This window comes from Pseudomonas sp. AN-B15 (genome assembly GCF_019056475.1).
In the GTDB taxonomy this organism is placed as follows: domain Bacteria; phylum Pseudomonadota; class Gammaproteobacteria; order Pseudomonadales; family Pseudomonadaceae; genus Aquipseudomonas; species Aquipseudomonas parakoreensis.
This window is the reverse complement of the sequence record NZ_CP049737.1, coordinates 3312371-3338257: the sequence shown is the minus strand read 5'-3', so window position 1 is coordinate 3338257 and position 25887 is coordinate 3312371. Positions and strand designations below refer to the sequence as shown.

The window sequence follows — 25887 nt, the reverse complement described above, 5'->3', positions numbered from 1 at the left end:
TCGCCAGAAAGGGCAACTCATCTCAGTCCATCGGCACAACATTATCCAACGCCTGATTCACCGCCAATTCCCCCAGCATCACCACTTGCGCAATGCCCAGCAGGGTCTTGCGAATCGGGCCCTCAACCAGCGCCGCGACGTCCCCCAACATCACCGTCGCCGAACCCAGTGATTCACTGGCGTTCGCCAGCAATTCCTCGGTGGAGATTTCGGGATTGACGAGGAACAGGGTGTTGGGTGTGCAGGGCGTGGCCATGATCTGGCTGGCGGGGTTCAGGTAATGGTCGAGGGCGCGTTCGGCGGCTTCGCTGAGTTTTCGGGAGTCCGGGGATTCGTAGGGGGAGACCGTTTCGGTTTCGGGCGGATTGGGCGTTACTTTGAACATAGGTGAAGCTCCAGGATGAATAAAGTGGAGCCATCACCTTCGCTACCAAACGAAGGGTGGTGGCCAAACGCAGGTTGGTAGACCGGTCACCTGGATACCCGGCGCATCCGAAGATGCCCTACGCATGGCCACCATAAAAACAGCGGACGAGACCGTCCCTGCAAATAGGATTGCTATGCGACAGGTAAGCCGGGCTACCAAACCCGATCGCTGTTTTTCAGCGACCGAACCACGATAAAACCCGCACCCTGGGCGCACAAGCCGGCGGATTCTGGCGTAGTCGTAGGCAATGGCGCAAGGCGTTGTAGCCTGGGATGACGTAACGGCGAGTGTTTTTAAACGTGTGCGGGGAAAGGGTTAAACGTGAGGGTTTTCGGGGCTGCGCTTTTCGTGAACGGATGGTTTGGCAAAGAGGAAAGCGGGGCAGTGCGACGTCGCTAAATCCCCTCGCGACGAGGATAGTGTTTGTGTGGGAATCAGAGGCTTCAGAGGATGGAGCTGACTCAGGTTCATCGCTGACTGGACTGACGCCTTCGCGAGCAGGCTCGCTCCCACATGGGGTTGGCGGTGTACACCCATGGTGTGGTCGATACGAAACCTGTGGGAGCGAGCTTGCTCGCGAATGGCCTGTCCACAGTTCTCAGGACTTATTCATCACCATTCTGGACACAGTGTTTGTCCAGCCGATCGATTATTGTCGTGCGCTTCAATCCCTAACACCGTCTGCAACCCGTGACACAACACGGTTGCCCACGAGACGGTGAACATCATGAAACTTGCAAAAAAGCGCTCTTCTTCTGGCCTTTGGCGGTGTCGATCTCCGAGGCGGCGAAGTGAATCGTGGCGTTTGCCTTGATTCAGAAAATAACTGGCTGTTTTAAAACAAATTTTTTTGCACTCGGGGCTTCCCAGATCAAAAAAAGGTTGGTAAATTGCGGCCCATTCTCGCAGAGCTTGTTACAGAGCTTGAGACACAGGGGCGTCGCCAAGCGGTAAGGCAGCAGGTTTTGATCCTGCCATGCGTTGGTTCGAATCCAGCCGCCCCTGCCATATTCAGAAAAACGCCAGTCCGAAAGGGCTGGCGTTTTTTTATGCGCGCGATTTCTGTCCGGCAGCGAGGGTTGCCTGAGTCGCACCGGAAGACTGTTGTAAACTGCCCCGCGAAAAGTCCCGGCGGGTTGTTGGCCGGCGACCCTCATTCTCTCCAGACCAGAGACTTACATGGCTAATCACGACCTCAGCTTCACCCCTGATCCGGATGCGGATTCGATTTCCTCCGATGTTGTCGGTTTCAACGGCATTCTGGTCTCGACCCAGATCCCGACCCGCGCCGATGGCAGCCTGGAACTGGGCGATATCACCCTGCAAAGCGAATGCACCCTGCAGGCGCTGAAAGTGGCGCTGGAGCGGGCGGGCAGTTCGATGGATCGGGTGATGCACCTGACCATTTACCTCACCGACATGGCCGACCGCGCTGCGTTCAATGAAGTCTACAAGCGCTTCTTCGCCAAGCCATGGCCGGTGCGCGCGGCGGTGGGCGTGGCGTCGCTGGCGGTGGAAGGCATGCGCGTGGAAGTCACCGCGATGGCCGCCAAGGCCTGATCAACCTGCAAAACCGTGCTGGTGGCCAGCGATGACGCCCGGCCATCCAGCACTCGTCTGCGCACTTACTTCAGCGCATCAGCCAGCGGCAACCGCGCCATGTGCCTGGCTTTCAGTGAGCCCAGGTACAGCCAGTCCCCATACTCGCGCGCCGTGGTGATCGGCGAGTAATTGCCGCTGCTGGCATCTTGCAGATTGGCGATCACCTTGCCCTGCAGATCCAGCCCCAGCACAAACCCGCGTTTCTCCACCGGTTTGGGCAGCACAGTCAGTGCCCGGACGATCATCGTGCGCACCCACGGATGCCCGGCGGTGCCGTCGAGCAAGGCACTGCGCGGTGCGTAGAGGGCGACCCAGAAGCGGTTGCTGCCATTGAACGCGAGGTTGTCCGGCAAACCGGGCAGGTTGTCGATGAACAGGTCATGGGTGCCAGCCTTGGGGCCCGTCAGCCAGTAACGACTGATGCGGTAGGCGCCGGTTTCGTTGACCAGCACATAAGCGTCGTCCGGGCCGAGTGTCACGCCGTTGGCAAACTGCAATTTGTCCAGCAGCACGCTGGTCTTGCCGGTCTGAAAGTCGTAGCGCAGCAAACGCCCGTCACCGCCATGTTCGATGATCGCCTCACCGTCGTGGCCGTAACCCCAGCGGCTGCTGGCATCGCTGAAATAGGCGTAGTGCCCGGACTTGTCGATCGCCACGTCGTCGGTAAAACCGAAGGGCAGGCCATTGGCCTCGGTCGTCAGAGGAATCAGTCGACCCTGCGCGTCGAGCGAGAGCAGGCCTTTGACCGCGTCGGCAATCACCAGCAGACCGTTGGGATGCCGCGCCAGCCCGAGAGGGCGGCCGCCCGTGTCGCTCAGGACTTGGCGTGTCTTGCCATCGAGGCTGGTGCGAATCAGCCGCCCGTCATGCAGGCCCGTGATCAGGTAGTCACCTTCCAGCAGCAGTGCTTCCGGGCCGTCAATGTCGCCCGGGCCCACCTGTTCGACGACTTTGAGCCGCTGGTTTTCGGCGTACATGCCTTCGCTCAGTGACGGTGCCGCTGGCGGTTTCCACGCCACCGGTTGAACCCTGGTTGGCATCAACAGCAAGAACGCGATGACGAGGACGACCAGCAGTAACAGCAGGCGCTTCATGAATGTTGCCCCGTCAGCGTCAGGTGCTTGAGTGCCATGTCGCGCAGGGCGTGCATCGATGTGGCCGATTCACGTTCGATGCGGCGCTTCAACAGCAACAGGTTGGCAACGCGCATGCCCAAGCCGTCGAAGCGATAATCCAGGGTACGCACGAACCGTGTGCCGTCGCCTTCGGCCGTGCATTCGTAGGTCAGCCGCAACGACAGACCGTGGTCACCGCGCGCCCGCGCGCACCAGCGCCGGCCGGGGAGATACTCGGTGACCTCCCAGCGCAAATGACCGGCGCGCCCGCCGGCATGAATGTCTTCTTCGAAATGTGCGCCGGCGTGCAGCGGGCCTTGCGGGCCGTCGATTTTCAGCGACGAGGGATGCCACTGCGGCCAATGGTTGACGCTGGCGGCGTAGCGAAGGACGGCAATGGGTTCGCCGGCGATATCGATCTGGTGCTGCATGCGGGTCATGGCGGGTCTCGAATGGCGCAACGGGGCGGGTTGCGGCTCCCAGTACAGGGTGCCGAACAGGTAATCCATCAACGGCAGAACGATATTGAAATTGCGTTCCTGCATGCACTCGCGACGGTGATGCAGTTTATGCAGATGACGCATCTGGCGGATCCACGGCAGGCGAGTCAGCGGATTATCGGGCGGCAGATGTTCGCAGGCGTGAAACACCTCGTAGGTCAGGTAGCCCAGCACCATGCAGCCGCCGAACAGCCCGGCGACATTGGCATTGAACTGTGCGAGCAGCCACCAGAGCGGCAGGGTGAAAAGCAGCGTATGCACGACGATGAGCCAGGCCGGAAACAGAATCACCCGCCAGTCGCGAGCGCCGTCGTAGGTCATGTGGCCGGGAGTGAAAAAACTGTGGTGGTCACCGGCATGCCGCGCATAGAACAGCTTGGCGAACGTCTTTTTGTGGTGGCCGAGATGGCGATGGACCATGTACACACCAACGTTGAAGAACAGCAGGGTCAGCGGCACGCTCAGCCATTCCAGTGGCTGTACCTGGCGTGCGCTGCTCCAGAAGGCGCCGATCGCCAGCACGCCGAACAGCAGCACGAAAGCGCCGTGCAGCCACGGGTTGTACAACGGATGAATGGCCGCACGGTAGCGGCTGCGGAATGCCTCGGTGGTCTGCCTCAATGCGTTCACCTGCGGGTATTGTTGTTATACCCGGCAGATTAGCCGATCGGGCCGTTTGTGCAGGCCGGACCTTGAGGTCAGTTGTGCCATGCTCCGGTGTAAAGCGGCCGACTCAGCTCAACGGGTTCCAGCGCTGCGACCAGTCGTCATCGGTCTCGATCACCTGGCGCAACAGATCGAAGGCCTGTTGCAGGGTCGCCGAGTCTCGCTCGCGGGCGTACACCAAATAAGTTGGATAGCCGAATTCCGGGGCCTTGGTCACCGCTTCCAGCGCGCCGGTTTCCAGATAGCTGCGCACCACGCGCGTACGAAAGTAGCCGCTGCCGCCGTGTTCGAGGATGTATTGCAGGGCCAGCGGGCCGAGGTTGAAACTCAGCGCGGCTTTGGCCTTGTCTGGCAGGGCGGCGTCGTGCTGGCGACGGAAGTCCGGCCCCCAGTCGATGTAGACGTAAGGATCCGGGCGGTTTGGCGCACGTACCAGAATCAGTTTTTCTTCCAGTACCTGCTCGACTTGCAGGCCGGGCCAATATTCCGGCTGATAGACCAGCGCGGCATCGAGCACACCGAGTTCGAGTTGGCGCAGCAGGTTTTCGCCGTCGCGGATTTCCATGCGCAGGGCATGTCCGGGGATTTTTTCGCGCAGTTCGGCGGCCCAGCTGAGCATCAACGGGTTGCACAGGCTGACTTCACCGCCGATGTGCAGCACGTTGTGATAGCCGTCCAGCAGCGGCAGGTCGCGCCGCGCGGCTTCCCAGGTCTGCACCAGTTGATTGGCGTAGACCACGAAAGCCTCACCATTGGCGGTCAGTTTCGCCCCGGCGCGGTTGCGCACGAACAGCGTGCTGCCCAGCTGACTTTCGAGCTTCTGCACCCGGGCGGTGATCGCCGTTTGTGTGACGAACAACTTCTGCGCCGCCGCGGCGAGGCTGCCGTGGCGGACGATTTCCAGAAAGGTGCGGGCGAGGTCGATGTCCATGGGCGGGCCGGTGTCTGAGGTGCGGGCATTGTAAGTGCCGGCTCGCCACCGCGTCATCGTTCATTGCGCTGCGGTTTACATGGATTTCGTGAGCGATGCAAACCCCTGCAGGAGTGAGCCTGCTGGCGATGGCGGAATGTCTGCCAAACCAGTGCCGCCCGAGACACCGCCATCGCTGGCAAGCCAGCTCCCACAGGTACTGTGTCGGACGCAGAACCCTGTGGGAGGAATGTCTGCCAAACCAGTGCCGCCCGACACACCGCCATCGCTGGCAAGCCAGCTCCCACAGGTACTGTGTCGGACGCAGAACCCTGTGGGAGGAATGTCTGCCAAACCAGTACCGCCCGACACACCGCCATCGCTGGCAAGCCAGCTCCCACAGGTACTGTGTCGGACGCAGAACCCTGTGGGAGGAATGTCTGCCAAACCAGTGCCGCCCGAGACACCGCCATCGCTGGCAAGCCAGCTCCCACAGGTACTGTGTCGGACGCAGAACCCTGTGGGAGGAATGTCTGCCAAACCAGTGTCGCCCGAGACACCGCCATCGCTGGCAAGCCAGCTCCCACAGGTACTGTGTCGGACGCAGAACCCTGTGGGCGTCTGGCTTGCCAGCGATGAGGCCGTAGTGGGCGCTGAAGCTCAACCCGCCAACTCAACCTTGCGCACCCGCGCCCAGTCTTCCACCAGCCGCGCCGGCGTGCCGCAGGCCTTGCGCTTGTAGACGAAGTGGCCGCACTTCTCGGCAAACTGGTTGCGGTTGTAGAGCATGTCTTCCTGCATTTCCTGCAGTTCGTTTTCCCGGCATTGCTCGATCAGCACCTGATCAACCCGCAATTTGCGCTCACGCACGGCGGCATAGGTCGGGTCGGTCAATGTCGCATTGGCCCGTTGCAGCAACCATAACGAAAACTCGTCCGGGCAGCGCGGACCGATCTCCTGGACCATGCCCAGTTGCAGCGCCTGCGTGGCGCTGATTGGCAGGCAGGCCTGGGTCAGTTGTTCGGCCACCGTCGGGCCGACAGCGCGGGGCAGGCTGTAGGTCCAGTATTCCGAGCCATACAGACCCATGCTCTTGTAATGCGGATTGAGCACGATGTCGGCCCGGGCAAACACGATGTCGGCGGCCAGTGCGAGCATCACGCCGCCGGCTCCGGCATTGCCGGTCACGCCGCTGACCACCAGTTGCTGCGCGCTGAGCAGCTCGGCGCAGACATCGTCGATTGCCTGAATATTGGCCCAGGCCTCGGCGCCCGGATCCTGCGCGGCCTGGATCACGTTCAGGTGCACACCGTTGGAAAAACTGCCGCGCCCGCCCTTGATCAACAGCACGCGGGTGTCCCGCGATTTGGCCCAGCGCAGCGCTTCGACCATACGCTGACACTGTTCGGTACTCATCGCGCCGTTGTAGAACTCGAAGGTCAGCTCCCCGACATGCCCGGATTCACGGTAGCGGATCGGCTGATACGCCTCCTCATTGAACGGCTCGCGGGCGATTGACCAGTCGAGCGTCGGCACGTCGACCAGTTGCCCGGCCAGCACGTGCCGCGCCGGTTGCTTGAAGGTTTCTTCGCCAGGCAGTGGTTTGCGCCGCAACGAACCGATCCACAGGCTGTGATCACCGGTGGCAACCAGCACCGCGTCATCATGCACCGCGAGGATCTTGCCGGGAATGCCGGTGCGTTGATCGAGGTGCGCGTCGTACACGTAATACTGCCCACCGGCCAGACTCGCCAAAACCCCGGGCTGGCCGTCAGCGGCGTCGATGCAGCGTTTGATGAACCGCGAGCAATCGTGCCAGCTGAAGGTGCGGTCGGCTTGCTTCATGTTCGGTTGCAGGCGGCCGCGGACTTTGGGATCGCTGTAATCCAGTGCGACAGGGACAAAGCCGTCGATGAATTTTTCGACCACTTCGCGAATACAGCGAATCGCCGCATCGCTGACCCGACCGTTGTACAGCTCGGATTTGCGCAAGCCCGGCGGCAGATTGAATTCGCAGGTGGCCCAGACCGGGCCGGCGTCCATTTCCTCCACCGCTTGCAGGGCGGTCACGCCCCAACTTGTCAGTTCATTGGTGATCGCCCAGTCCAGCGCGCTGGCGCCACGATCGCCGACGATGCCCGGATGAATGATCACCACCGGCCGCCGGAGATTGCTCCACAGCGCTTGCGGCACGCGGTCCTTGAGGAACGGGCAGATCACCAGATCGGCGCCGCTGTGCTCGATCTGTTCGCACACCGAAGCCTCGTCGGTGAACACCACAACGCTGGGCGAATGCCCGGCCTGGCGCAGTTCCAGCCAGGCGCGTTGAGTCAGGCCGTTGAAGGCCGAGGACAGCAGAATAATCTTCAGTGATCGCATGGTTTTCTTCCTTGAAAGGGCTGCCGTGGGCTCCTGATGAGCCGTCCCTGGCATTCGATGGAGCGCGCAGATTAGTCAGTGCTGCAGCGCTGGCAACTGATCCGGGTCAACGTTGTGTGAGTCAATATTTCCCCGGCGATGAGGTTCCTTATTCTCAAAGGTTTGACTGTCCTGATTTTTTATTACTTCAAATGTAAGCAGCGCTATTGCACAGTCGCGCCAGATCAGGAGTCGGACGATCCCGGCAGAACGATGGTTTTTCGCAGCGGGTGGGACCCGTTTCAGGGAGCAAGACATGGGTGATGTTCAAAACCCGCATGACCGGATCATTGGGCAAATGTTCCAAAAGGACTATCGCTGGCTGTGCGCTGCCGTTGGCCGCACGCTGGGTTGCCCGCACAGTGCACAGGACATCGCCTCGGAAACTTTTCTGCGGGTATTGACCCTGCCGGACCCGACCGCGATTCGTGAACCGAGGGCGCTGTTGACCACCATCGCCCGACGGCTGATGTATGAAGGCTGGCGTCGCCAGGACCTGGAACGCGCCTATCTGGAAAGCCTGGCCCTGGCGCCGGAACCGGTGCATCCATCGCCGGAGGAACGCGCGCTGGTGATCGAAGCGCTGTTGGCGGTCGATCGCCTGCTCAATGGCTTGTCGGCCAAGGCCAAAGCGGCGTTTCTCTACCATCAGCTCGACGGTCTGACCTACAGCGAAATCGGCGAACGGCTTGGGGTTTCCACCAGTCGGGTGCAGCAATACATGGTCGAGGCGTTCAAACGTTGCTATCAGGCGATGCAGGCATGAGGCCGGACGACGCGGTGATCGATGAGGCGGCGCAGTGGATGGCGCTGTTGCAGTCCGGTGAAGCCAGCGCTGGCGAGCGTGCGGCGTTCGACGCGTGGCGGGCAGCCGACCCGCGACATCAGCGGATCATCGAACAAATGGACGGCGGTTTGAACCTGCTGCGCCATCCGGACTTGCGCGGGCTGCCCCGCAACAGTCTGCTGCACAGCCTGAATGCGCCGTCGAGTCGTCGGCGTTTTCTCAGCGGTAGCCTGAGTGTGCTCGGGATTGCCGTGCTGGCCGGATTGCTCGGGCGTCGCTACGGCTGGCTGCCGGAGGCGGGGGAGTTAGCGACCGGCACCGGCGAGCGGCGCGACTTTACCCTGGAAGATGGCAGTGCACTGAGTCTGAATGCCCGCACGCGGGTGGTGGCGCAATTCGATGCGACTCAACGCTTGTTGGCGTTACGCTCGGGTGAGTTGCTGGTGAACGTCGCCAAGGATCCCGCGCGGCCATTCGTGGTCGAGACCGAACATGGGCGGATGCGGGCGCTGGGCACTAAATTTCTCGTGCAACAGGGCGACGATTTTACGCGGCTGGTGATGCTGCATTCGCAGGTCGAAGTGGTCACCGCCGGCGGTGCACGGCAAGTGGTGGAGGCGGGGGAGAGTCTGCTGTTCAACGCTCAGGACATTCTGGCTCTGGAGCGCAGCAGCGGACAGGAAAGCGCGTGGGTGCAAGGTCGCCTGGAAGTGCGCGACCAGCCACTGAGCGAAGTGATCGACAGCCTGCGTCGCTATCGCCGGGGCATTCTGCACCTGAGTCCCGATGTGGCCGATCTGCGCCTGAGCGGTCTCTATCCGCTGGACGACAGTGACCGCACTCTGCAATTGCTGGAGCGCTCGCTGCCGATTCGCGTCACATGGCACAACCCTTACTGGGTCAGCATCGAACCCTCAATTCCACCTAACACCCTGTAGGAGCTGCCGCAGGCTGCGATCTTTTGATCTTTAAAAGCGAAAATCAAAAGATCGCAGCCTGCGGCAGCTCCTACACAAATGTGTGTGGAGTCCGGTTATAGGTTTATGACTTCTTGGCCTAATCCCCGCCCTATAAAAAGCGCCGGCCCGCTGCTCATTCCCTGCAGACGCCTTCAACAGGGAAGCCCTTGATGATTTCATTCAAACAACAATTACCTCGCCTGACTCTCGCCGCCGCATTGGCGATGGGGCTGGTGCCGATCGCGGTGTATGCGCAGGACTCTGCGGCCCAGGTCTACACCTTCGACATCGCCAGCGGCCCGCTCGATGAGGTTTTGCTGGATATCTCGCGCCAGACCGGCGTACCGATTTCCTTCAGTCAGAATCTGGTGGAGGGCAAACGCAGCAGTGCCGTGCGCGGTGCGTTGGGCGGGCGTCAGGCGGTCGAGAAAGCGTTGCTCGGCAGTGGCCTGCATGTCGAGCAGAGTGCCCAGGGCCTGAGCGTGCGCGAAGGCGCAGCGAGTACGCCGATAGCGGCCAAAGTCAGCGCCGCGGCCCCGGCCACCAGCGCCGATTACCGCATGGAAAAAGTCACCGTCACCGGCTCGCGAATCGCTCGTGCACAGAGCGATGGCGCGACTCCGGTCAACGTCATCACCCACGAAGAGATGGAGGCGCGCGGCTACAAGAACGTCTATGACGCCTTGGCGACGCAGACGCAAAACACCGGCATGACCCAGGGCGAGGACTACGGCAATACCTGGCAACCGGCGGCCAGCGCGATCAACCTGCGGGGCCTTGGCCCCAATCACACACTGGTGTTGATCAACGGCCGGCGCGTCGCCGATTACCCGACGCCGTACGACGGCAAAGTCAACTTCACCAACCTGGCGAACATTCCTTCGGCAGTCATCGAACGCATCGAAATTCTCAGCAGCGGCGCTTCGGCAATCTACGGTTCTGACGCGATTGCCGGGGTGGTCAACATCATTCTCAAGAAGCAGATCAATGGCATCGACGTCAATCTCAAGGGCGGTACCAGTGAGCGTGGCGGTGGCGACAATCAGCGCCTGCAAATCAGCGGCGGCGGCAGTTGGGGCGACTTCGACGGCTTGTTCGGCCTGGAGCTGACCAACCGAGATCCGATCTGGGCCGATGATCGCGGCTTCATGCAGAGCGGCCCGCTGGCGGACGTCGGTTACCGTCGCGACCTGAGCAATAACCGCTACCTCGGCCCCGGTTGCGGCGCCTATCAAGGCACCTTCGACAACAAGCTGTTGAACAACGGCGGACGCTGCCGCACCGATCAGATGTACAACGATTACTGGACCATTCAGACGCAAAAGGAAAACTACGACGGCTACACCCGTGGCACCTGGCACTTCAGCGACAGCGGTCAGGTGTTTGCCGACTTGATGTATGGCCTCGATCACATTCAGAACAACACCCGTGGCCCGACGTTCACTTCGCCGGACTTCATCAACCAGAACAGCGGCAATCTCGAGCGCTGGTATCGCCGTTACGGCGAAGAGGAAATCGGTGGCCGCACCAGCAACAACAGCAAATGGACCGACACGTCGTGGACCGGCACCCTCGGCCTCTCGGACAAGATCGCCGACACCGGCTGGCGTTATGACCTGGCGGCCAACCGCTCGGAATATCGCAGCGTCAGAACCACCCGCTACACGCCGTTGTCCTCGATTCAGGATTTCTACCTCGGCCCGCAACTGGGCACGCGTGACGGTTACCCGGTGTTCGCCCCGGACGCCTCGCGTCTCGATCGTCCGCTGACGCCACAAGAGTGGGAGCAGTTTCGCAGCAACCTGACACAGCGCAGCAAGTCGGTTTCCACCAGCTACAACGCCTCGATCAATGGCGATCTGTTTGACCTGCCGGCCGGCCCGGTCGGATTTGCCGGGGTGCTGGAAGCGGGCAAGCAGGAGTATCGCGTCGACCCGGACGACGGACTGAATGACGGCACTTTCTATGGTGTGAGCCCGGCACAAAGTTCCGGTGGTTCGCGCAAGCGTTACGCCGCCGGTGGCGAGTTCAGCATTCCGGTCACTGACACCGTGCTGGCCACTGCCGCCGGACGTTGGGACCAGTACAAATTCAGTGGCCGCAGCGAGCAGCAGAAAACCTACAACCTTGGGCTGGAGTGGCGCCCGATCACCAGTCTGTTGCTGCGTGGCAGTTACGGCACCAGTTTCCGCGCGCCGGATCTGAACTACATCTACCAGTCCGACAGCAACGGTTACTACCCGGCGCAGATCGACTACTACGGTTGCAGCCAGGGCGTGCAGGGCGCGTGTGATCGCGGGCGGGTCGATTACACCCAGAGCGGCACCCCGGACCTTGAGTCCGAACGCGGCAAATCCTGGACCTACGGTTTTGTCTGGTCGCCGTCGCGCAATTTCGATTTCTCCACGGATTTCTGGCGCGTAGAGATTGATGACCTGCTGACCACCGTCGACGAAAACCGCCTGTTGCAGCAAGAGAACGAATGCCGCAACGGCACCCAGGACATCAACTCGGCCAACTGCCAGTCGACCCTGGCGCGCATCGACCGCAACCCGGGCAATGCCGCCATCGATCCGAATCAGTTGCAACGGGTGCGGGTCAATGCGATCAACGCCGCCAGCGAGCGGGTCAGTGGTCTGGATTTCAAGAGCAACATCCGCTGGGGCGCCGGTCAGTACGGTGCGTTCAGTTCGGCGCTGGGCTATACCCTGGTGCTTTCGCATTTCTATAAAGAGTCGGACGAGGCGCCGACCCAGGACTGGCGCACATCGCGGACCAATTACGACTGGCGCAGCAAGGTCAACGCCAGTTTGACCTGGGATTACCAGAAGGCCACGGCGACGCTGATGGGCATTCGCTATGGGTCGGTGACCAACGGCGCGGGTGACGGGCGCCTGTCGCCGTGGACGGTGTTCAACGCCAGTGCGCGATACAAACTCAATGACCGCGCCAGTGTCGGCCTGACCGTGAACAACGTGCTCAACCAGATCAAACACGATGACTCGGCTGGCTGGCCGTATTACCCGACCGGTAACTATGGCCCGTACGGGCGGCAGTGGTGGCTGGATGTGAGTTATCACTTCGGCAGTTGAGCGCACGGTATTCGTGGGTAATGTCCTACGGAAACAGGTCTGGATTTCGCAGAAACGGGGATATTTCCGACGACATTCTCAGGTTGGTCGTCGGAAGCGCGATCTATAGCATCGGAGCTGACATTGAAGTCGTAAACGGCTTGGACGCTCAGGCCTCTGATAACGGATGGATTATGCGAACTCCCCACCTCGAATACGAAACGCCTGCTTATTCCCATCGCCTTCACTGGCGCACCGATCGTGCCAGATGCCCCATGGAGGAGGTCACGATGCCCAGCGTCAAGGTACCCCGGCTGACGGGGGTGAAGAGGGCCGAGGGCAGACCTGTCGACTTGCTCGTGAACGGCCGGAACATAGGTGACGATGCCTTTCTGATCGTTGACCTGACCGACGAAGGTTTTGAGCTGAACGATGTCGTCAACATGCTTTCAACCTCTGAGCTTTATCTGCAAGGCGACATGGTCAAACGCATCACCGGCAAGTCGGTCAGCACCGTACGCCGATTACTGAAGGAAGGTAAAACGGTACGGCTTGACCCGCAGCAGAGCGTCGTCGCCTACCAATATGCGTTGGTGCTGGAAAAGGCCACTCGCGCCTTCGGGAGGCAGTCACGGGCCGAGGAGTGGCTGCGCAAGCCCAGCACCTACCTGAACGGTCGCGTCCCCGCGGAGTTTATTCGGCACTCACTGGGGTTTCAGATGGTGGAGCAGTATCTGGGGCAGCTGATATACGGGGTTTACACATGAATCCCTTGCCCTGGGACGAGCACTGGTATGCCTGGCGGCTGGATCCCGAGGTTTATGGCGGGACTTGGGACAGCGGGATGGGTTCAAATCTCAATGGTGGCCGATGGAACAAACCCGGACGACGAGTCGTTTATGCATCGGTCGATCCGTCGTCAGCCATTCTGGAGGTGGCAGCCAATCACAGCTTTGATGCGCTGGACAGTGAACCCTATGTACTCACGTGTTTTGAGGTCATCAACGAAGCAAAAGTGAAAATAGTGCAGCCTGGGGAAGTGCCGAATCCTTACTGGTTGAGCCCCGCCAAACCTTCACCCAATCAACAACTGTTTGCCGATTCGTTATTGGCAGAACATCCGTTTGTACTGATCCCCTCGGCGGCAACCCGCCATTCGTGGAATTTGCTGGTGAGCTGCGAATTGGCGGAGGGCCAGTTCAGGATGGTTTCTCAGGAGCGGTTTGGGCTGGATACCCGGTTGCTGAGGGAGATGGAACTGGTTTGATACACAGCTGGTTTTTTTGCATAACCTCATCACCCAACGGTCTAAATCGGGCTCTATAAAACCTTGCTGTCCATTGCACATCCCTGCATAAACCAAAACGCAGGGATGGCTGTTCATGATCCATTTTTCACCCGTTAGATCCCGTTTGAGCCTGGCCTTGCTGCTGGCGATCAATACCTTGCCGGCAGTTGCTGCCGACGAACCCACGACCCAGCTGCAACGGGTCGAAGTCACCGGCACCGCGATTCGCCGGGTCGATGCGGAAACCGCGGTGCCGGTCACAATCCTGCGAGTTGAAGAATTGCGCGAGCAGGGCGTGAGCACCACAGAAGAACTGGTGAGCCGGATTTCCGCCAACCAGTCCTCGGTCGGCTCCGGCCGCTCAGTGGGTTCGAGCAGCGGCGGGGCGTCGTATGCCGATTTGCGTGGCATCGGCCCGAACAAGACGCTGGTGCTGCTCAATGGCCGGCGCCTGAGCAACAACGCGACCAACGCGATCAATGGGTCCGGGGTTGACCTGAACACTATTCCGTTCGCCGCCATTGATCGCGTCGAAGTCCTGCGTGACGGCGCTTCGGCGTTGTACGGCACCGATGCGATCGGAGGGGTGATCAACTTCATCACCAAGACCAGCCTCACCGAAGGCCAGCTCAGCACCAACTACGACACGCCGACTCATGCCGGCGGTGGTGAAAGTCGTAACTTCAGTGGCAGCTGGGGCTTTGGCGATTTGCAGAATGACCGCTTCAACGTGTTCGGTGTGGTCAGTTACGACAAGCAGCAACGCCTGGCTGCCGAGGATCGTGGCTACACCTACAACTATCAGCCCGGACGCGGTCTCGATTACACCTCCGGCACCGCATCGCCGGCGAACTGGAGTCAGGGCCGCAATGCCACCAATCCGCTGGCCGGTTCCGGTTGCAACGCGCCGGGATTGCTGGCACGCAACGGTATTTGCCGCCAGAGCCTGTGGAACTATCTCGATCTGGTACCGGAAACCGAGAAGACTTCGGCGTTCGCCAAAGCCACCGGCAAGCTCGCGGATGACCATAACGTCAGCCTCGAATACTTCTGGGCACGCAACGAAAACCGTACGCAGATCGGCCCTGGCACCTTGATGGGCAATCAGGTCAATCCCGGCACGACGTTCTATCCCGGCAACGGCATTACCCCCGGCCCCAACGGCTTCGCCCTCGACCCGACGCAACCGGTGGATGTGAACTGGCGAGAAACCGCCGTCGGCGCGCGCCAGCATGAAGACGACAACACTGGCCAGCGTTTGCTGTTGAACTTCGATGGCAGCGTGGTGGGTTGGGACTATAACGTCGGTGCGTCGTACAACCAGAACAAAGTGGTGAATGCCATTGAGGCCGGTTACGTCAACGACCGCGCCGTCAGTGCCGGTATCGCCAATGGCATCATCAACCCGTTTGGCGCGCAGACCGCTGCCGGACAGGCGTTGCTGGCGGCCAGCACGGTAGACGGCGATTACTCGACGGCGGTCGGTCGGGTGAAGGCGATTGACGGGCGTGTCAGCCGCGAAATTGGCGATTGGTTCGGCGCCGGCCCGTCGGCGCTGGCGCTGGGTGGCGAATACCGCAAGGAAGATTTCCACCAGGACTTCGCCCAGTTCGCCGCTGATGTGCAAAGCCTGGGTGTCGACCCCAATGCCAGCGTCGCCGGGGATCGCAGCGTCTCGGCGCAATACGCCGAGGTCAACGTGCCGGTGCTCGACAGCCTGGAGTTGTCCGCCGCCGTGCGCCACGACAAGTACAGCGACTTCGGCAGCACCACCAACCCGAAATACTCGTTCCGCTTCCAGCCGTTCAAGGAGCTGGTGGTGCGTGGCGCCTACAGCGAGGGTTTCCGCGCGCCGTCGCTGTACGAGTTGTACAACCCGAACTTCACCACGTTCACCGTCGCCAACTACAACGACCCACGGCTGTGCGCTGGCGGTAATCCGAGCAACGGCGGGATCGCCAACCGCGACTGCGCCCAGCAGTTTTACAGCCGCACCGGTGGCAACACGGACCTGAGCCCGGAAACCGCGCGCAACGTTACCCTCGGTTTCGTCTATCAGCCGTTTGAGCGCCTGAGCACCGGGCTGGACTTCTGGTGGATCAACATCGCTAACCAGATCGCCGAATTCCCCGAGTCAGCGGTATTCGAGAACCCGGAACTGTACCCGGATCGCCTGGTGCGCAAGCCTGACGGCTCCATTGATCACATCGTCACGGGGCTGGCCAACCTCGGCAAGATCAAGACCAATGGTGTCGATGTCAGCTTCGATTACCGCCTGCCGAGCACCCCGTACGGCAACTTCGGTATCGGCCTGCAAGGCACCTATGTCAGCCGCTACGAGTATCAGCAGCAACTCAAGGGCGACTACATCGACAAGCTCGGTGACTTTCGTGGCGGCGACTTTTCCTCGGCCGGCGCTGTGGCTCGTTGGCGCCACAGCCTGACCGGCAGCTGGAACTACGGCCCCTACGGGGTGGCGCTGACCAACCGCTACACCAGCGGTTACCACGACTCCGACCGTGAGACTCACGATTACGTCGGCTCGTACAACGTCTGGGATCTGGCCGGCACCTACACCTGGCGCAAAACCCTGAGCGTGACCCTCGGTGCGAAGAACCTGTTCGACCGCGAGCCACCGTTCAGCAACCAGACCTACACCTTCCAGAGCGGCTACGACCCGAAGTACGGCGACCCGTTCGGGCGGACGCTGTACACGCGGGTCAATTACAAGTTCTGACCCGCTCTGTATAGGAGCTGCCGAAGGCTGCGATCTGTTGATCTTCAAAAGTCAAAAGATTGCAGCCTGCGGGAGCGGATTTCATGGAAGGGGCAGGTTTTAGTCACTTATTGATCTAAGCCTGCCCTATAAAAAACGCCGGCCTGTTGCACATCACAGGTAGGCAGGATGTTTGGTGATTGTTCGGGCGTCATCGCTGGCAAGCCAGCTCCCACAGGGATTTGTGAGCACCGCAAAACGTGTGGGAGCTGGCTTGCCAGCGATGACGCCATAAACAGCGCCGTGCAAAAAAAGGATCTGCCAATGTTCCCCAGGCTCATTCTGTTCAGCGCTTTTGCGCTGTTAAGCCCATTCAATTGGGCCGCTCCACAACCTGCGTTGACGGTCTACGGCGAAGCCCCCAAATACGCCCCGGACTTCCAGCACCTGGCCTACGCCAATCCCGACGCTCCCAAGGGCGGGACACTGCGCCGCTCCTCGCTGGAAAGCGGCCCGTTCGATCACCTGATTCCGTACATCGACAAAGGCACTGGCGTTGCCGAGATCGACGGCTGGCTCTACGCGCCGCTGGCCTATCGCAGCAAGGACGAACCCTACAGCGTCTACGGCCTGGTGGCGCAGCAGATTGAACTGGATGCGGATCGCCGCTGGTTGCGCTTCTACCTCAATCCCAAGGCCCGGTTCGACGACGGCACGCCAATCACTGCCGAAGACGTGCGTTACACCTTCGAGCTGTTCATCACTCAGGGCAGCCTCAAATACCGCCAACAGTTTCGTGACGTCGCCGACGTCGTGGTGGAGTCGCCGACGCAAGTGCGCTTCAACTTCAAGAACAACGACAGCCGCACGTTGCCACTGGATCTGGCGACACTGCCGGTGTTGCCCGAACATTGGTGGCGCACGCGCAACTTCGCCGAGGGCGCCGGTTTCGAGATCCCGCCGGGCAGCGGCCCGTACCGCATCAGCGCGGTGGATGCCGGGCGCAGCGTGAAATTTCAACGCGTTGCCGACTGGTGGGCCAAGGACCTGCCGATCACGCGCGGCCTTTATAACTTCAATCACTTGAGTGTGGAGTTCTTCGCCGACACCGATGTTTCACGGCAAGTGCTCAAGGCTGGCGGCTTCGACTACAACCGCGAGTTTTCCGCGACCAGTTACACCATCGGCTATGCCGGGGCAGCGCTGGAGCAGGGCAAACTGCTCCGCGAACATCTGGCACCAGGTGCCGCGCAAGGTTCGCAGGGGTTCGTGTTCAACCTGCAAAAACCGCTGTTTCAGGATCGCCGGGTGCGGCAGGCGATCGCCATGCTCTGGGATTTCGAATGGAGCAACCGGCAGATGATGCGCAGCATGTACTTGCGCCAGCGCAGTTACTTCTCGCACAGCGCATTGGCGGCCACCGAGTTGCCGGACGCCGAGGAACTGAAAATACTCGAACCGTGGCGCGGCAAGATCCCCGACGAGGTGTTCACGCAAGTCTTCGAAGCGCCGAAAACCGACGGCAGCGGCAACATTCGCGCCGAGCAGTTACAGGCCCTGAAACTGCTCGAAGCCGCCGGCTGGAAACCCCGTGGCGATCAGTTGGTGAATGCCAAAGGCGAGCCGCTGCAGTTCACCTTTCTCAACGGTCAGAAGGGTTTTGAAAGGCTGCTGCTGCCGTTCAAGCGCAACCTGGCGCAGATCGGTGTCGGCTTCGATATTCGCCAGGTCGACACCGCGCAATACACCAACCGCGTGCGCAATCGCGACTACGACATGATCGTCGTGGGTTACCCGGTGAGTCAGGCGCCGGGGCGCGAGATGTTCAATTACTTCGGCTCCGACGGCGCCGACGATCCCGGCTCGAATAACTACATGGTGCTGCGTGATCCGGCGGTCGATGCCTTGCTCGAAGGGCTGGTGCAGGCCGACAACCGCGAAAGCCTGCTGCGCCATGCCCACGCTCTGGATCGGGTGTTGCAGTGGGGTTACTACTGGATTCCCAATTACTACCCGCCGGGAATTTCCACGGTGTGGTGGAACCGTTTTGGCCGCCCGGCGACAGCGCCGCTGTATGACGCCGGGCTCGATACCTGGTGGGAAATCAGCCCGACCGCGCTGACCGCCACGCAGATGCAGCAACAGCAAAAGGAGTATGCGCATGTGGGGTTATAGCCTGCGGCGTCTGCTGCTGGTCGTGCCGACCTTGCTCGCCATTCTGCTGGTCAATTTCGTGATCGTGCAGGCCGCGCCGGGTGGCCCGGTGGAACAAGCCATCGCGCGCTTGCAGGGCATCGGAGTCGGCGCAGCGGTGGGCGGCGGTCATGTCGAAACCATTGGCGGCGAATCCCGCGCGACCCGTGGCCTGGACCCGAAACTGGTGGCCGACATCGAGCGTCAGTACGGCTTCGACAAACCGGCCGGTGAACGCCTGTGGCTGATGCTCAAAAGCTACGCGCACCTGGATTTCGGTCAGAGCTTTTTCCGCGGTGCCAGCGTCACCGAGCTGATCTGGCAAAAGCTCCCGGTGACCTTGTCGCTGGGCTTGTGGGCGACGTTGATCACCTATCTGGTATCGATTCCGCTGGGCATCCGCAAGGCCGTGCACAACGGTTCGGCGTTCGATGTCTGGAGCAGCGTGGCGATCATCATCGGCTACGCAATGCCGGGCTTTCTGTTTGCGCTGCTGTTGATCATCGTGTTTGCCGGTGGCAGCGCGCTGGACTGGTTTCCGGTGCGCGGACTGGTCTCGGACAACTTCGCCGAGCTGTCGCCGTGGGGCAAGGTTGCCGATTACTTCTGGCATCTGGTGCTGCCGGTCACCGCGTTGGTGATCGGCGGATTCGCCACCCTGACGATCCTCACCAAGAACAGCTTTCTCAACGAGATCTCGCGGCTGTACGTGCTGACGGCGCGGGCCAAGGGCTTGAGCCAGCGTCAGGTGTTGTACGGCCACGTGTTCCGCAATGCGATGCTGCTGGTGGTCGCCGGATTACCGCAGGCACTGGTGACGGTGTTTTTCGGCGGCTCGTTGCTGATCGAAGTGATCTTCTCCCTCGATGGCCTCGGCCGTCTCAGTTACGAGGCGGCGGTGTCGCGTGACTACCCGGTGGTGTTCGGTTCGCTGTTCATCTTCACCCTGTTCGGCCTGCTGATAAAACTGCTCGGCGACCTGTGCTACACGCTGGTCGACCCGCGCATCGACTTCACCGCGAGGACTGTCTGATGCTGACTCTATCTCCCATCGGACAGCGGCGCTGGGCGCGGTTCAAGGCGCATCGGCGTGGCTGGTGGTCGTTGTGGCTGTTTTTGCTGTTGTTCGGTCTGAGCCTGGGCGGCGAGCTCATCGCCAACGACAAACCGCTGCTGGTCGAGTACCAGGGCCAATGGTATTTCCCGGCGTTCAAACGCTACACCGAGCAGGATTTCGCCGGCGAACTGCCGTTCCAGCCGGACTATCGCAGCGCGCAGGTGCGGCAACTGATCGAAGAGCAGGGCGGACGGATGTGGTTTGCGCCGATCCCGTTCGGTTTCGATACCGTGAATTACGACCTGACCGATCCGGCACCGAGCCCGCCGAGCGCCGAGAACTGGCTGGGCACCGATGATCAGGCGCGGGATGTGCTCGCGCGGGTGATCTTTGGCACGCGGGTGTCGTTGCTGTTTGCCCTGGCGCTGACCGCTGCCAGTGCGCTGATCGGCATTGCGGCCGGTGCCTTGCAAGGCTATTACGGTGGCTGGGTCGATCTGCTCGGGCAGCGGTTGCTGGAAGTGTGGTCGGGACTGCCGGTGTTGTATTTGCTGATCATTCTGTCCGGGTTCGTCGAGCCGAATTTCTGGTGGTTGCTGGGGATCATGGCGCTGTTTTCCTGGCTGAGTCTGGTGGATGTGGTGCGCGCCGAGTTTCTGCGCAGCCGCGGTCTGGAATACGTGAAAGCCGCGCGGGCGTTGGGCGTTGGCGATGTGCAGGTGATCTGTCGGCACATCCTGCCCAATGCGATGAGCGCGACCCTGACGTACCTGCCGTTCATTCTCACCGGAGCGATTGCCACGCTGTCGGCACTGGATTTTCTCGGTTTCGGCATGCCCGCCGGCAGCGCTTCGCTGGGCGAATTGATCGGTCAGGGCAAGAGCAATCTGCAAGCGCCGTGGTTAGGGCTGACGGCGTTTTTTGCCTTGGCGCTGATTCTTTCTCTGTTGGTGTTCATCGGTGAGGCTTGCCGAGATGCTTATGATCCAAGGACTTGAGATGAGCGAAAATCTGATCGAAATACGCAACCTGCGTGTGACATTCAACGGCCAGCCTGTGGTGCATGGCATCGACCTCGATATTCGTCCGGGCGAATGCCTGGCGCTGGTCGGCGAGTCCGGCTCGGGCAAATCGGTGACCGCTCACAGCATCCTGCAATTGCTCGACCCGAACATCACGCGGATCGACGGCAGCATTCGTTATGCCGGCGAAGAGCTGCTCGGCGTGCATGAGCGTTATCTGCGCCAGTTACGCGGCAACCGTATTGCGATGATTTTTCAGGAGCCGATGAGTTCGCTGAATCCACTGCACACGATCGAGCGGCAACTCGGTGAGAGCCTGGCGCTGCACAAAGGCCTGGCGGGCGCGCAGGCCCGTGAACGGATGCTTGAACTGCTCGAACTGGTCGGCATTCAGAACCCGCGCGAACGGCTCAAGGCCTATCCGCATCAACTCTCCGGCGGCCAGCGCCAACGGGTGATGATCGCCATGGCGCTGGCCTGTGAGCCGCAATTGTTGATCGCAGACGAACCCACCACTGCACTGGACGTGACGGTACAGCGCAGGATTCTGTTGCTGCTCAAGAAATTGCAGCAGCGCCTGGGCATGGCGCTGCTGATCATCAGCCACGACCTCAATCTGGTGCGAACCCTCGCGCAGCGGGTGGCGGTGATGCGCGGTGGACGGATCGTCGAACAGGCGCCGTGCGAGCAGTTGTTCAGTGCGCCGCAGCATCCTTACAGCATTGAATTGCTGAATGCCGAGCCGGGCGGGCATGCCTTGTGTCTCGGCGCGACAGAGGACTTGTTGCAGGTGCGCGATCTGAAGGTGCGTTTTCGTCTGAGCGGCGGTTGGCTGCGGCGCAACACCTGGCTGGACGCGGTGAAGGGCATCGATCTGAATCTGCAGCGCGGCAAAACGCTGGGGATTGTCGGCGAGTCGGGCTCGGGCAAGTCGACATTGGGCCAGGCGATTCTGCATCTGATCGACGCCGAGGGCAGCATTCACTTTGCCGGTGAGGCGCTGCAACAGTTGAGCGGCAAGCAGTTGCGACCCCTGCGCAGGCGCCTACAAGTGGTTTTTCAGGATCCGTTTGGCAGCCTCAGCCCGCGCTTGTGTGTGGAGCAGATCATTGCCGAGGGCTTGCAGGTACACAGTGATCTGAATGCTGCCGAGCGTGAGCAGGCGGTGATTGATGTGCTGCGCGAGGTTGGCCTGGATCCGGCCACCCGACATCGCTATCCGCACGAATTTTCCGGCGGACAACGCCAACGGATTGCAATCGCTCGGGCGCTGGTGCTCAAACCGGATCTGATCTTGCTCGATGAACCGACCTCGGCGCTGGATCGCACGGTGCAGAAGCAGATCGTTGCTTTATTGCGGCGACTGCAGGAAGAGCATGGGCTGACTTATCTGTTCATCAGCCATGACCTGGCGGTGGTGCGGGCGTTGGCCCATGACCTGATTGTGATGAAGGAGGGGGAGGTGGTGGAGCGTGGTCGGACGGATGAGCTGTTTACGGCGGCGCGGCATCCTTATACGCAGGAGCTATTGGCGGCATCGTTTGTCACGTCGGTTTTACCTGTGACATATACGGACAGACTTTTATCCGTGGTGTAGTTCCGGTACATTCCGCGCCCTGGCCAATACAAGGAAGTAGATGATGGCAAAACCTGCCGCTCGACTCAGCGATCTCAATGCCTGCCCGGTAACCGGTCACGGTACCAACCCAAGCACCAGCGGTTAGCCCAACGTGAACATCAACGGGATGGCGGTGCTACGTGTCGGCGATACTACGGCTTGCGGCGACTCGGTCACCGAAGGCATCGGCAACATCCTGATCAATGGCAAACCCATTGCCTTTCTTGGCAGTGCCACCGCTCATGGCGGCATGATCATCACCGGCTCCGGTGACGTTTTCGTCGGCACCGCAGTCGGCGCCGCGCCGTTCACCCCGATCGTTACCGTGCCCAAGCATAGCGAGCGCTTCCAGCTGGTCGACGAAACCACCGGCGAAGCCATTCCCGATATGCTCTATTGCATCGAAACCGGCGACGGCCAACGCCTCGTCGGCCACACCGACAACCACGGCAACGCCGCCCGAGTGTTCACCGCCGATCCTACTTCCGTTTTCGTGCAATGGGGCAAGGAAGCCGCCGCTCACCTGGATGCGTTGGGCATTGCTTACTAAGGAAGGTCAGACGTGGCGCCACCGAAGAAAAAACAGGCTCAGACAAGCGATCAGCACGGCACGACGCAGGTCAAGGGGACACTCAAATACGATTATGTAACTGTGGTGGGCTCTTACCACATTAGTCGCTGGACGGAATTTCGCGGGAATTACGGCAACAAGATGAGTTTCATCAACCAAGGTGTTGGCCAGTTGAGAGACTACTCGAATCTTAAAAAGGGGGCCGCGGACAAAACCTTTTTTCTGCTGTTTGTCGCGGAGTACGATCCCAAAATGCGCGCCAGGCTAAAAGAGCTGGTCGTCAACACATACAGAGCCGAATACCTTGAGATTGATTCCGCCGCTGAACTGGTTGCTTTCATAAACAAGCGAGTAGAGGAAAAGCGCGAGATCAAACAGCTCGATATCTTTGCCCACGGCGTGGTGTTCAATATCGAGTTCGGTTACGAAATCGAAGGTAAGGATGCCAGCTATCGCTTTGGACCTGCCCAAGCGAGCCAGTTGCAGCCTGATGCCTTTGCCTTCGGCGCTAATATCTTTTCGTACGCTTGCCGAACCGGGTTGGGGGTTGATGAGACGGCGCTTGTCAGTGAGGGGCAGGAACATTACGAGCTCAGCCTTGCACAGAAGCTTGCCGATGCAACCGGGGCGACCATTCATGCTTACCCGCGTCGCAGCCTTTACGACCAAACATATGGCAGTGATGCAGAGCGCGATGGTCTGGAGGGGGCGAAGGCGCGTGTAGCGTCGGATAATCGAGCCAAATCCGCTTTCATGATCAAGAAGGCTGGCTACGAACGGCGTCTTGCTGAATACAGATTGTCAAAAAAGGACGACACAGCGGAGCTGCCGGGCGAAACAGCCCCGGTTCAGCCACCGGAGCTGGCTAACGAAAACGATAAAAAGCTTTTGATGCATGCCCAGAGTCGCGCGAAAAACGAAAAGAACATGAGCTATCCGCTGGACGATTATTGAGCTGTCGGAAAGGTGCGCTCAGGCAATACGCCGTTGGGGCCACCAAAGCAGCAACTGAAGTTTAAAAAAGGGCTTCCGGCACAACCATGACTGTTAATTTTCACAAGCGCGTGGGTCTCATAGCGGCCTTTTTGCTGGTTTTTAGTGCGATGGGTCTCTATCTGCACACAAGGGAAGATGCAATGAGCGAGAAAGTGATGATGTACTACGGCGACTGGAGTCCGGAAGAAAACCGTTTTGATGCAACAAAATGGTTTCGTACCGATATGTACCGCAGTGATGTTGTCGATGGAAAAAAAAGCGCTGTAACCATGCTGCGTAACAGACCATTACCTTTTAAGCCAAGCGACAACGATGAGTTGGTAGCTGGCGCCATTGTGGCCCTCGAGGCGGCGTATCCGCCGGTCAATGGTGACTTGCTTGGCAAGGAATGGCCGATGCTGATTCCACGCATCCGCTACCGTTACAGCGCTTTCGAAGCGCCGGATCAGCCGCAGGATTATTACAACATTTATCTGAAGTACCAGGGTGAGCGGTATGTCATCACTTTCGCCCGGGATGCGCAAACCGGTGAAATCATTCCAGGGGGCAGTGTCCAGTTGATGTACCCCGAGAGTGAGACCCAGATCGCCGATCGGCAGGTCTTCAAAGAGCTGGACGCCGCCGGCATCCAATGACCCGGAAATGACAAATCCCGCCATCAAGGCGGGATTTGTTTGTAATGCGACGAATCTTACGACGGGAACAGCTCGGACAGCTTCATCGACAGCATCATGTCGCCTTCAACGCGCAGCTTGCCGCCCATGAACGCTTGCATGCCGTCGGTTTCACCGCTGACGATGCCTTTCAGCGTGTCACTGTCCAGTACCAGCGTGCAGTTGGCGTCTGGGTTTTCGCCTTCCTGGATGTCGCAAGTACCGTCTTTGACGATCAGCGCGTAGTGCTTGTCTTCGTCGGTGATGTTGAAACCGAAGACCAGATCCAGACCGGCAGCGGCGGCTGGGTTGAACTTGGCTTGCATCGCTTTTACGGCATCAGCTACGGAGGTCATGGTTCGATCCTTTATGGGTTGATTGCAGCAGGGTCACAGTTATCCGGACTCAACGGTAAGTGATGAGTTCCGGGGCCTTCAGCAGTTGCAGATGCGCATGACTGTTGAAGGAAGCCAGAGTCACCTCGCGACCGCGGAATTTCAGCTGGTTGAGCGAGGTGTTGACGATTTGCCAATTCAGTTCAAAGGCCTGCCTGGCAGGTATTTGGGTAATCAGGTGGAGCAGGGCGGTAATGGTGCCGCCGGAGGTGAATACGGCGACTTTCTGATTGCCGTCGGCCTGTTCGAGGATGCGGTGAAGACCCCCCTGAACCCGTTCGACGAAACCCAGCCAGCTTTCCAGCCCGGGGGTGTCGTGGGTGCCGGCCAGCCAGCGCTCGATGACCAGCGCGAAGATGCGCTGGAACTCGGCGCGGTTCTGCGCGGCGTTGCGCAGGATGTCGATGGCTTCCGGCTCGTCCTCCAGCATGTCGGGGATCAGCGCACGAATCACTGCGTCGGCATCGAATTCGTTGAACGCAGAGTCGGTCTCCAGCGTCGGTACCGACAGGCCCTTGGCGCTGAATTGCTCCAGTGCGCTGCTGGCCGTGTGTTGCTGGCGGCGCAGGTCGCCCGCCAGGCAGCGATCGAAACGGATTCCCAACTCGGCCAGGTGCTGGCCGAGGATTTCTGCCTGGCGCACACCGATGGGCGACAGGACGTCATAGTCGTCTGCACCAAAGGAGGCCTGGCCATGTCGAATCAGATAGATGCTGCCCACGTCCGCGTCATCCCGGTACGTTGAAGGTTGTGGCGAGGTTATGAGGATGACGGAGTGCTGTCAATGAAAAAACATACGCTTGTTTGAAATGCCCGTTACAGGCATGTTGCCAGAGGTTTCACGGCTGGCCGAGGAGGCGGCGCATGGGTATGCTGGAACCATCCCGCGCGTGTTTGTGCATCCGCGCATTGTTTTAAGGAGT

At 60.3% G+C, this 25887-nt stretch carries 21 protein-coding genes and 1 tRNA gene; 15 read left to right on the top strand and 7 right to left on the bottom strand.

Translation table 11 applies throughout. The features are described 5' to 3' along the window. Positions 1–22: 22 nt before the first annotated feature. Positions 23–385, bottom strand: coding sequence for a DUF6124 family protein (locus GTQ41_RS14915; RefSeq protein WP_047291400.1), 363 nt, complete (start codon positions 383–385; stop codon positions 23–25). A 975-nt stretch (positions 386–1360) separates the two neighbouring features. Between GTQ41_RS14915 and GTQ41_RS14910 the strand changes: the two genes are divergently transcribed. Then, positions 1361–1435, top strand: a tRNA-Gln gene (locus GTQ41_RS14910). A gap of 171 nt (positions 1436–1606) precedes the next feature. Continuing rightward, positions 1607–1987 (top strand): RidA family protein, encoded by a 381-nt coding sequence (locus GTQ41_RS14905; RefSeq protein ID WP_025113298.1) that lies wholly within the window; start codon positions 1607–1609, stop codon positions 1985–1987. Between the two features lie 65 nt (positions 1988–2052). On the opposite strand, the gene GTQ41_RS14900 is transcribed toward GTQ41_RS14905, so the two are convergent. The 4 genes from GTQ41_RS14900 to GTQ41_RS14885 form a co-directional block, all read right to left on the bottom strand. After that, positions 2053–3123 (bottom strand): SMP-30/gluconolactonase/LRE family protein, encoded by a 1071-nt coding sequence (locus tag GTQ41_RS14900; RefSeq protein ID WP_047291412.1) that lies wholly within the window; start codon positions 3121–3123, stop codon positions 2053–2055. Beyond that, complete coding sequence (locus GTQ41_RS14895) at positions 3120–4265, bottom strand: SRPBCC family protein (protein WP_047291414.1); 1146 nt, start codon at positions 4263–4265, stop codon at positions 3120–3122. Before GTQ41_RS14895 ends, GTQ41_RS14900 begins: the two co-directional genes overlap by 4 nt. A 112-nt stretch (positions 4266–4377) precedes the next feature. Further along, entirely contained in the window at positions 4378–5241 is an 864-nt protein-coding gene (locus GTQ41_RS14890) for a LysR family transcriptional regulator (protein ID WP_041072725.1), read from the bottom strand. A 639-nt stretch (positions 5242–5880) separates the two neighbouring features. Further along, positions 5881–7599, bottom strand: a complete 1719-nt coding sequence (locus GTQ41_RS14885) for a hydrogenase maturation protein (RefSeq protein WP_047291416.1) — start codon at positions 7597–7599, stop codon at positions 5881–5883. Positions 7600–7894: 295 nt separating this feature from the next. On the opposite strand from GTQ41_RS14885, the gene GTQ41_RS14880 reads away from it, so the two are divergent. The 13 genes from GTQ41_RS14880 (at position 7895) to GTQ41_RS14820 (ending at position 24551) form a co-directional block, all read left to right on the top strand. Further along, a complete protein-coding gene (locus GTQ41_RS14880; RefSeq protein ID WP_047291417.1) occupies positions 7895–8404 on the top strand; it encodes a sigma-70 family RNA polymerase sigma factor in 510 nt (169 codons plus the stop codon). Then, positions 8401–9363 (top strand): FecR domain-containing protein, encoded by a 963-nt coding sequence (locus GTQ41_RS14875; RefSeq protein WP_047291419.1) that lies wholly within the window; start codon positions 8401–8403, stop codon positions 9361–9363. Before GTQ41_RS14880 ends, GTQ41_RS14875 begins: the two co-directional genes overlap by 4 nt. Positions 9364–9554: 191 nt before the next feature. Next, on the top strand, positions 9555–12476 hold the full coding sequence (locus GTQ41_RS14870; RefSeq protein WP_217325295.1) for a TonB-dependent receptor: 2922 nt from the start codon (positions 9555–9557) through the stop codon (positions 12474–12476). A gap of 269 nt (positions 12477–12745) precedes the next feature. Beyond that, the gene (locus GTQ41_RS14865) at positions 12746–13222 is read left to right on the top strand and encodes an MbcA/ParS/Xre antitoxin family protein (RefSeq protein ID WP_182401459.1); all 477 of its coding nucleotides are present in this window, start codon (positions 12746–12748) and stop codon (positions 13220–13222) included. Next, on the top strand, positions 13219–13722 hold the full coding sequence (locus tag GTQ41_RS14860; RefSeq protein WP_047291422.1) for an RES family NAD+ phosphorylase: 504 nt from the start codon (positions 13219–13221) through the stop codon (positions 13720–13722). Before GTQ41_RS14865 ends, GTQ41_RS14860 begins: the two co-directional genes overlap by 4 nt. A 115-nt stretch (positions 13723–13837) precedes the next feature. After that, a complete protein-coding gene (locus GTQ41_RS14855; protein WP_047291424.1) occupies positions 13838–16480 on the top strand; it encodes a TonB-dependent receptor in 2643 nt (880 codons plus the stop codon). A 303-nt stretch (positions 16481–16783) separates the two neighbouring features. Next, the gene (locus tag GTQ41_RS14850; protein ID WP_047291425.1) at positions 16784–18634 is read left to right on the top strand and encodes an extracellular solute-binding protein; all 1851 of its coding nucleotides are present in this window, start codon (positions 16784–16786) and stop codon (positions 18632–18634) included. Continuing rightward, entirely contained in the window at positions 18621–19685 is a 1065-nt protein-coding gene (locus tag GTQ41_RS14845) for a microcin C ABC transporter permease YejB (protein ID WP_047291428.1), read from the top strand. Before GTQ41_RS14850 ends, GTQ41_RS14845 begins: the two co-directional genes overlap by 14 nt. After that, positions 19685–20707, top strand: a complete 1023-nt coding sequence (locus GTQ41_RS14840; protein WP_047291430.1) for an ABC transporter permease — start codon at positions 19685–19687, stop codon at positions 20705–20707. Before GTQ41_RS14845 ends, GTQ41_RS14840 begins: the two co-directional genes overlap by 1 nt. 1 nt (position 20708) lies before the next feature. After that, positions 20709–22328: an ABC transporter ATP-binding protein gene (locus tag GTQ41_RS14835; protein ID WP_047291432.1), complete on the top strand. Its 1620-nt coding sequence runs from the start codon at positions 20709–20711 to the stop codon at positions 22326–22328. Positions 22329–22461: 133 nt separating this feature from the next. Then, on the top strand, positions 22462–22899 hold the full coding sequence (locus GTQ41_RS14830; RefSeq protein WP_230679359.1) for a PAAR domain-containing protein: 438 nt from the start codon (positions 22462–22464) through the stop codon (positions 22897–22899). Positions 22900–22911: 12 nt separating this feature from the next. Then, complete coding sequence (locus GTQ41_RS14825; protein WP_047291434.1) at positions 22912–23874, top strand: hypothetical protein; 963 nt, start codon at positions 22912–22914, stop codon at positions 23872–23874. An 86-nt stretch (positions 23875–23960) separates the two neighbouring features. Continuing rightward, on the top strand, positions 23961–24551 hold the full coding sequence (locus GTQ41_RS14820) for a hypothetical protein (RefSeq protein ID WP_131671723.1): 591 nt from the start codon (positions 23961–23963) through the stop codon (positions 24549–24551). A gap of 56 nt (positions 24552–24607) precedes the next feature. Here GTQ41_RS14820 and GTQ41_RS14815 read toward each other — a convergent pair whose 3' ends face one another. Then, positions 24608–24925, bottom strand: a complete 318-nt coding sequence (locus GTQ41_RS14815) for an SCP2 sterol-binding domain-containing protein (RefSeq protein ID WP_047291439.1) — start codon at positions 24923–24925, stop codon at positions 24608–24610. Positions 24926–24974: 49 nt separating this feature from the next. Then, positions 24975–25685, bottom strand: a complete 711-nt coding sequence (locus GTQ41_RS14810; protein WP_047291440.1) for a histidine phosphatase family protein — start codon at positions 25683–25685, stop codon at positions 24975–24977. Between the last annotated feature and the right edge of the window lie 202 nt (positions 25686–25887).

Bases quoted from the DNA above. Each gene is read 5' to 3' on its own strand.
- GTQ41_RS14915 (WP_047291400.1), bottom strand. From the start codon at position 385: ATGTTCAAAGTAACGCCCAATCCGCCCGAAACCGAAACGGTCTCCCCC.
- GTQ41_RS14905 (WP_025113298.1), top strand. From the start codon at position 1,607: ATGGCTAATCACGACCTCAGCTTCACCCCTGATCCGGATGCGGATTCG.
- GTQ41_RS14900 (WP_047291412.1), bottom strand. From the start codon at position 3,123: ATGAAGCGCCTGCTGTTACTGCTGGTCGTCCTCGTCATCGCGTTCTTG.
- GTQ41_RS14890 (WP_041072725.1), bottom strand. From the start codon at position 5,241: ATGGACATCGACCTCGCCCGCACCTTTCTGGAAATCGTCCGCCACGGC.
- GTQ41_RS14885 (WP_047291416.1), bottom strand. From the start codon at position 7,599: ATGCGATCACTGAAGATTATTCTGCTGTCCTCGGCCTTCAACGGCCTG.
- GTQ41_RS14880 (WP_047291417.1), top strand. From the start codon at position 7,895: ATGGGTGATGTTCAAAACCCGCATGACCGGATCATTGGGCAAATGTTC.
- GTQ41_RS14875 (WP_047291419.1), top strand. From the start codon at position 8,401: ATGAGGCCGGACGACGCGGTGATCGATGAGGCGGCGCAGTGGATGGCG.
- GTQ41_RS14870 (WP_217325295.1), top strand. From the start codon at position 9,555: ATGATTTCATTCAAACAACAATTACCTCGCCTGACTCTCGCCGCCGCA.
- GTQ41_RS14865 (WP_182401459.1), top strand. From the start codon at position 12,746: ATGCCCAGCGTCAAGGTACCCCGGCTGACGGGGGTGAAGAGGGCCGAG.
- GTQ41_RS14860 (WP_047291422.1), top strand. From the start codon at position 13,219: ATGAATCCCTTGCCCTGGGACGAGCACTGGTATGCCTGGCGGCTGGAT.
- GTQ41_RS14855 (WP_047291424.1), top strand. From the start codon at position 13,838: ATGATCCATTTTTCACCCGTTAGATCCCGTTTGAGCCTGGCCTTGCTG.
- GTQ41_RS14850 (WP_047291425.1), top strand. From the start codon at position 16,784: ATGTTCCCCAGGCTCATTCTGTTCAGCGCTTTTGCGCTGTTAAGCCCA.
- GTQ41_RS14845 (WP_047291428.1), top strand. From the start codon at position 18,621: ATGTGGGGTTATAGCCTGCGGCGTCTGCTGCTGGTCGTGCCGACCTTG.
- GTQ41_RS14840 (WP_047291430.1), top strand. From the start codon at position 19,685: ATGCTGACTCTATCTCCCATCGGACAGCGGCGCTGGGCGCGGTTCAAG.
- GTQ41_RS14835 (WP_047291432.1), top strand. From the start codon at position 20,709: ATGAGCGAAAATCTGATCGAAATACGCAACCTGCGTGTGACATTCAAC.
- GTQ41_RS14820 (WP_131671723.1), top strand. From the start codon at position 23,961: ATGACTGTTAATTTTCACAAGCGCGTGGGTCTCATAGCGGCCTTTTTG.
- GTQ41_RS14815 (WP_047291439.1), bottom strand. From the start codon at position 24,925: ATGACCTCCGTAGCTGATGCCGTAAAAGCGATGCAAGCCAAGTTCAAC.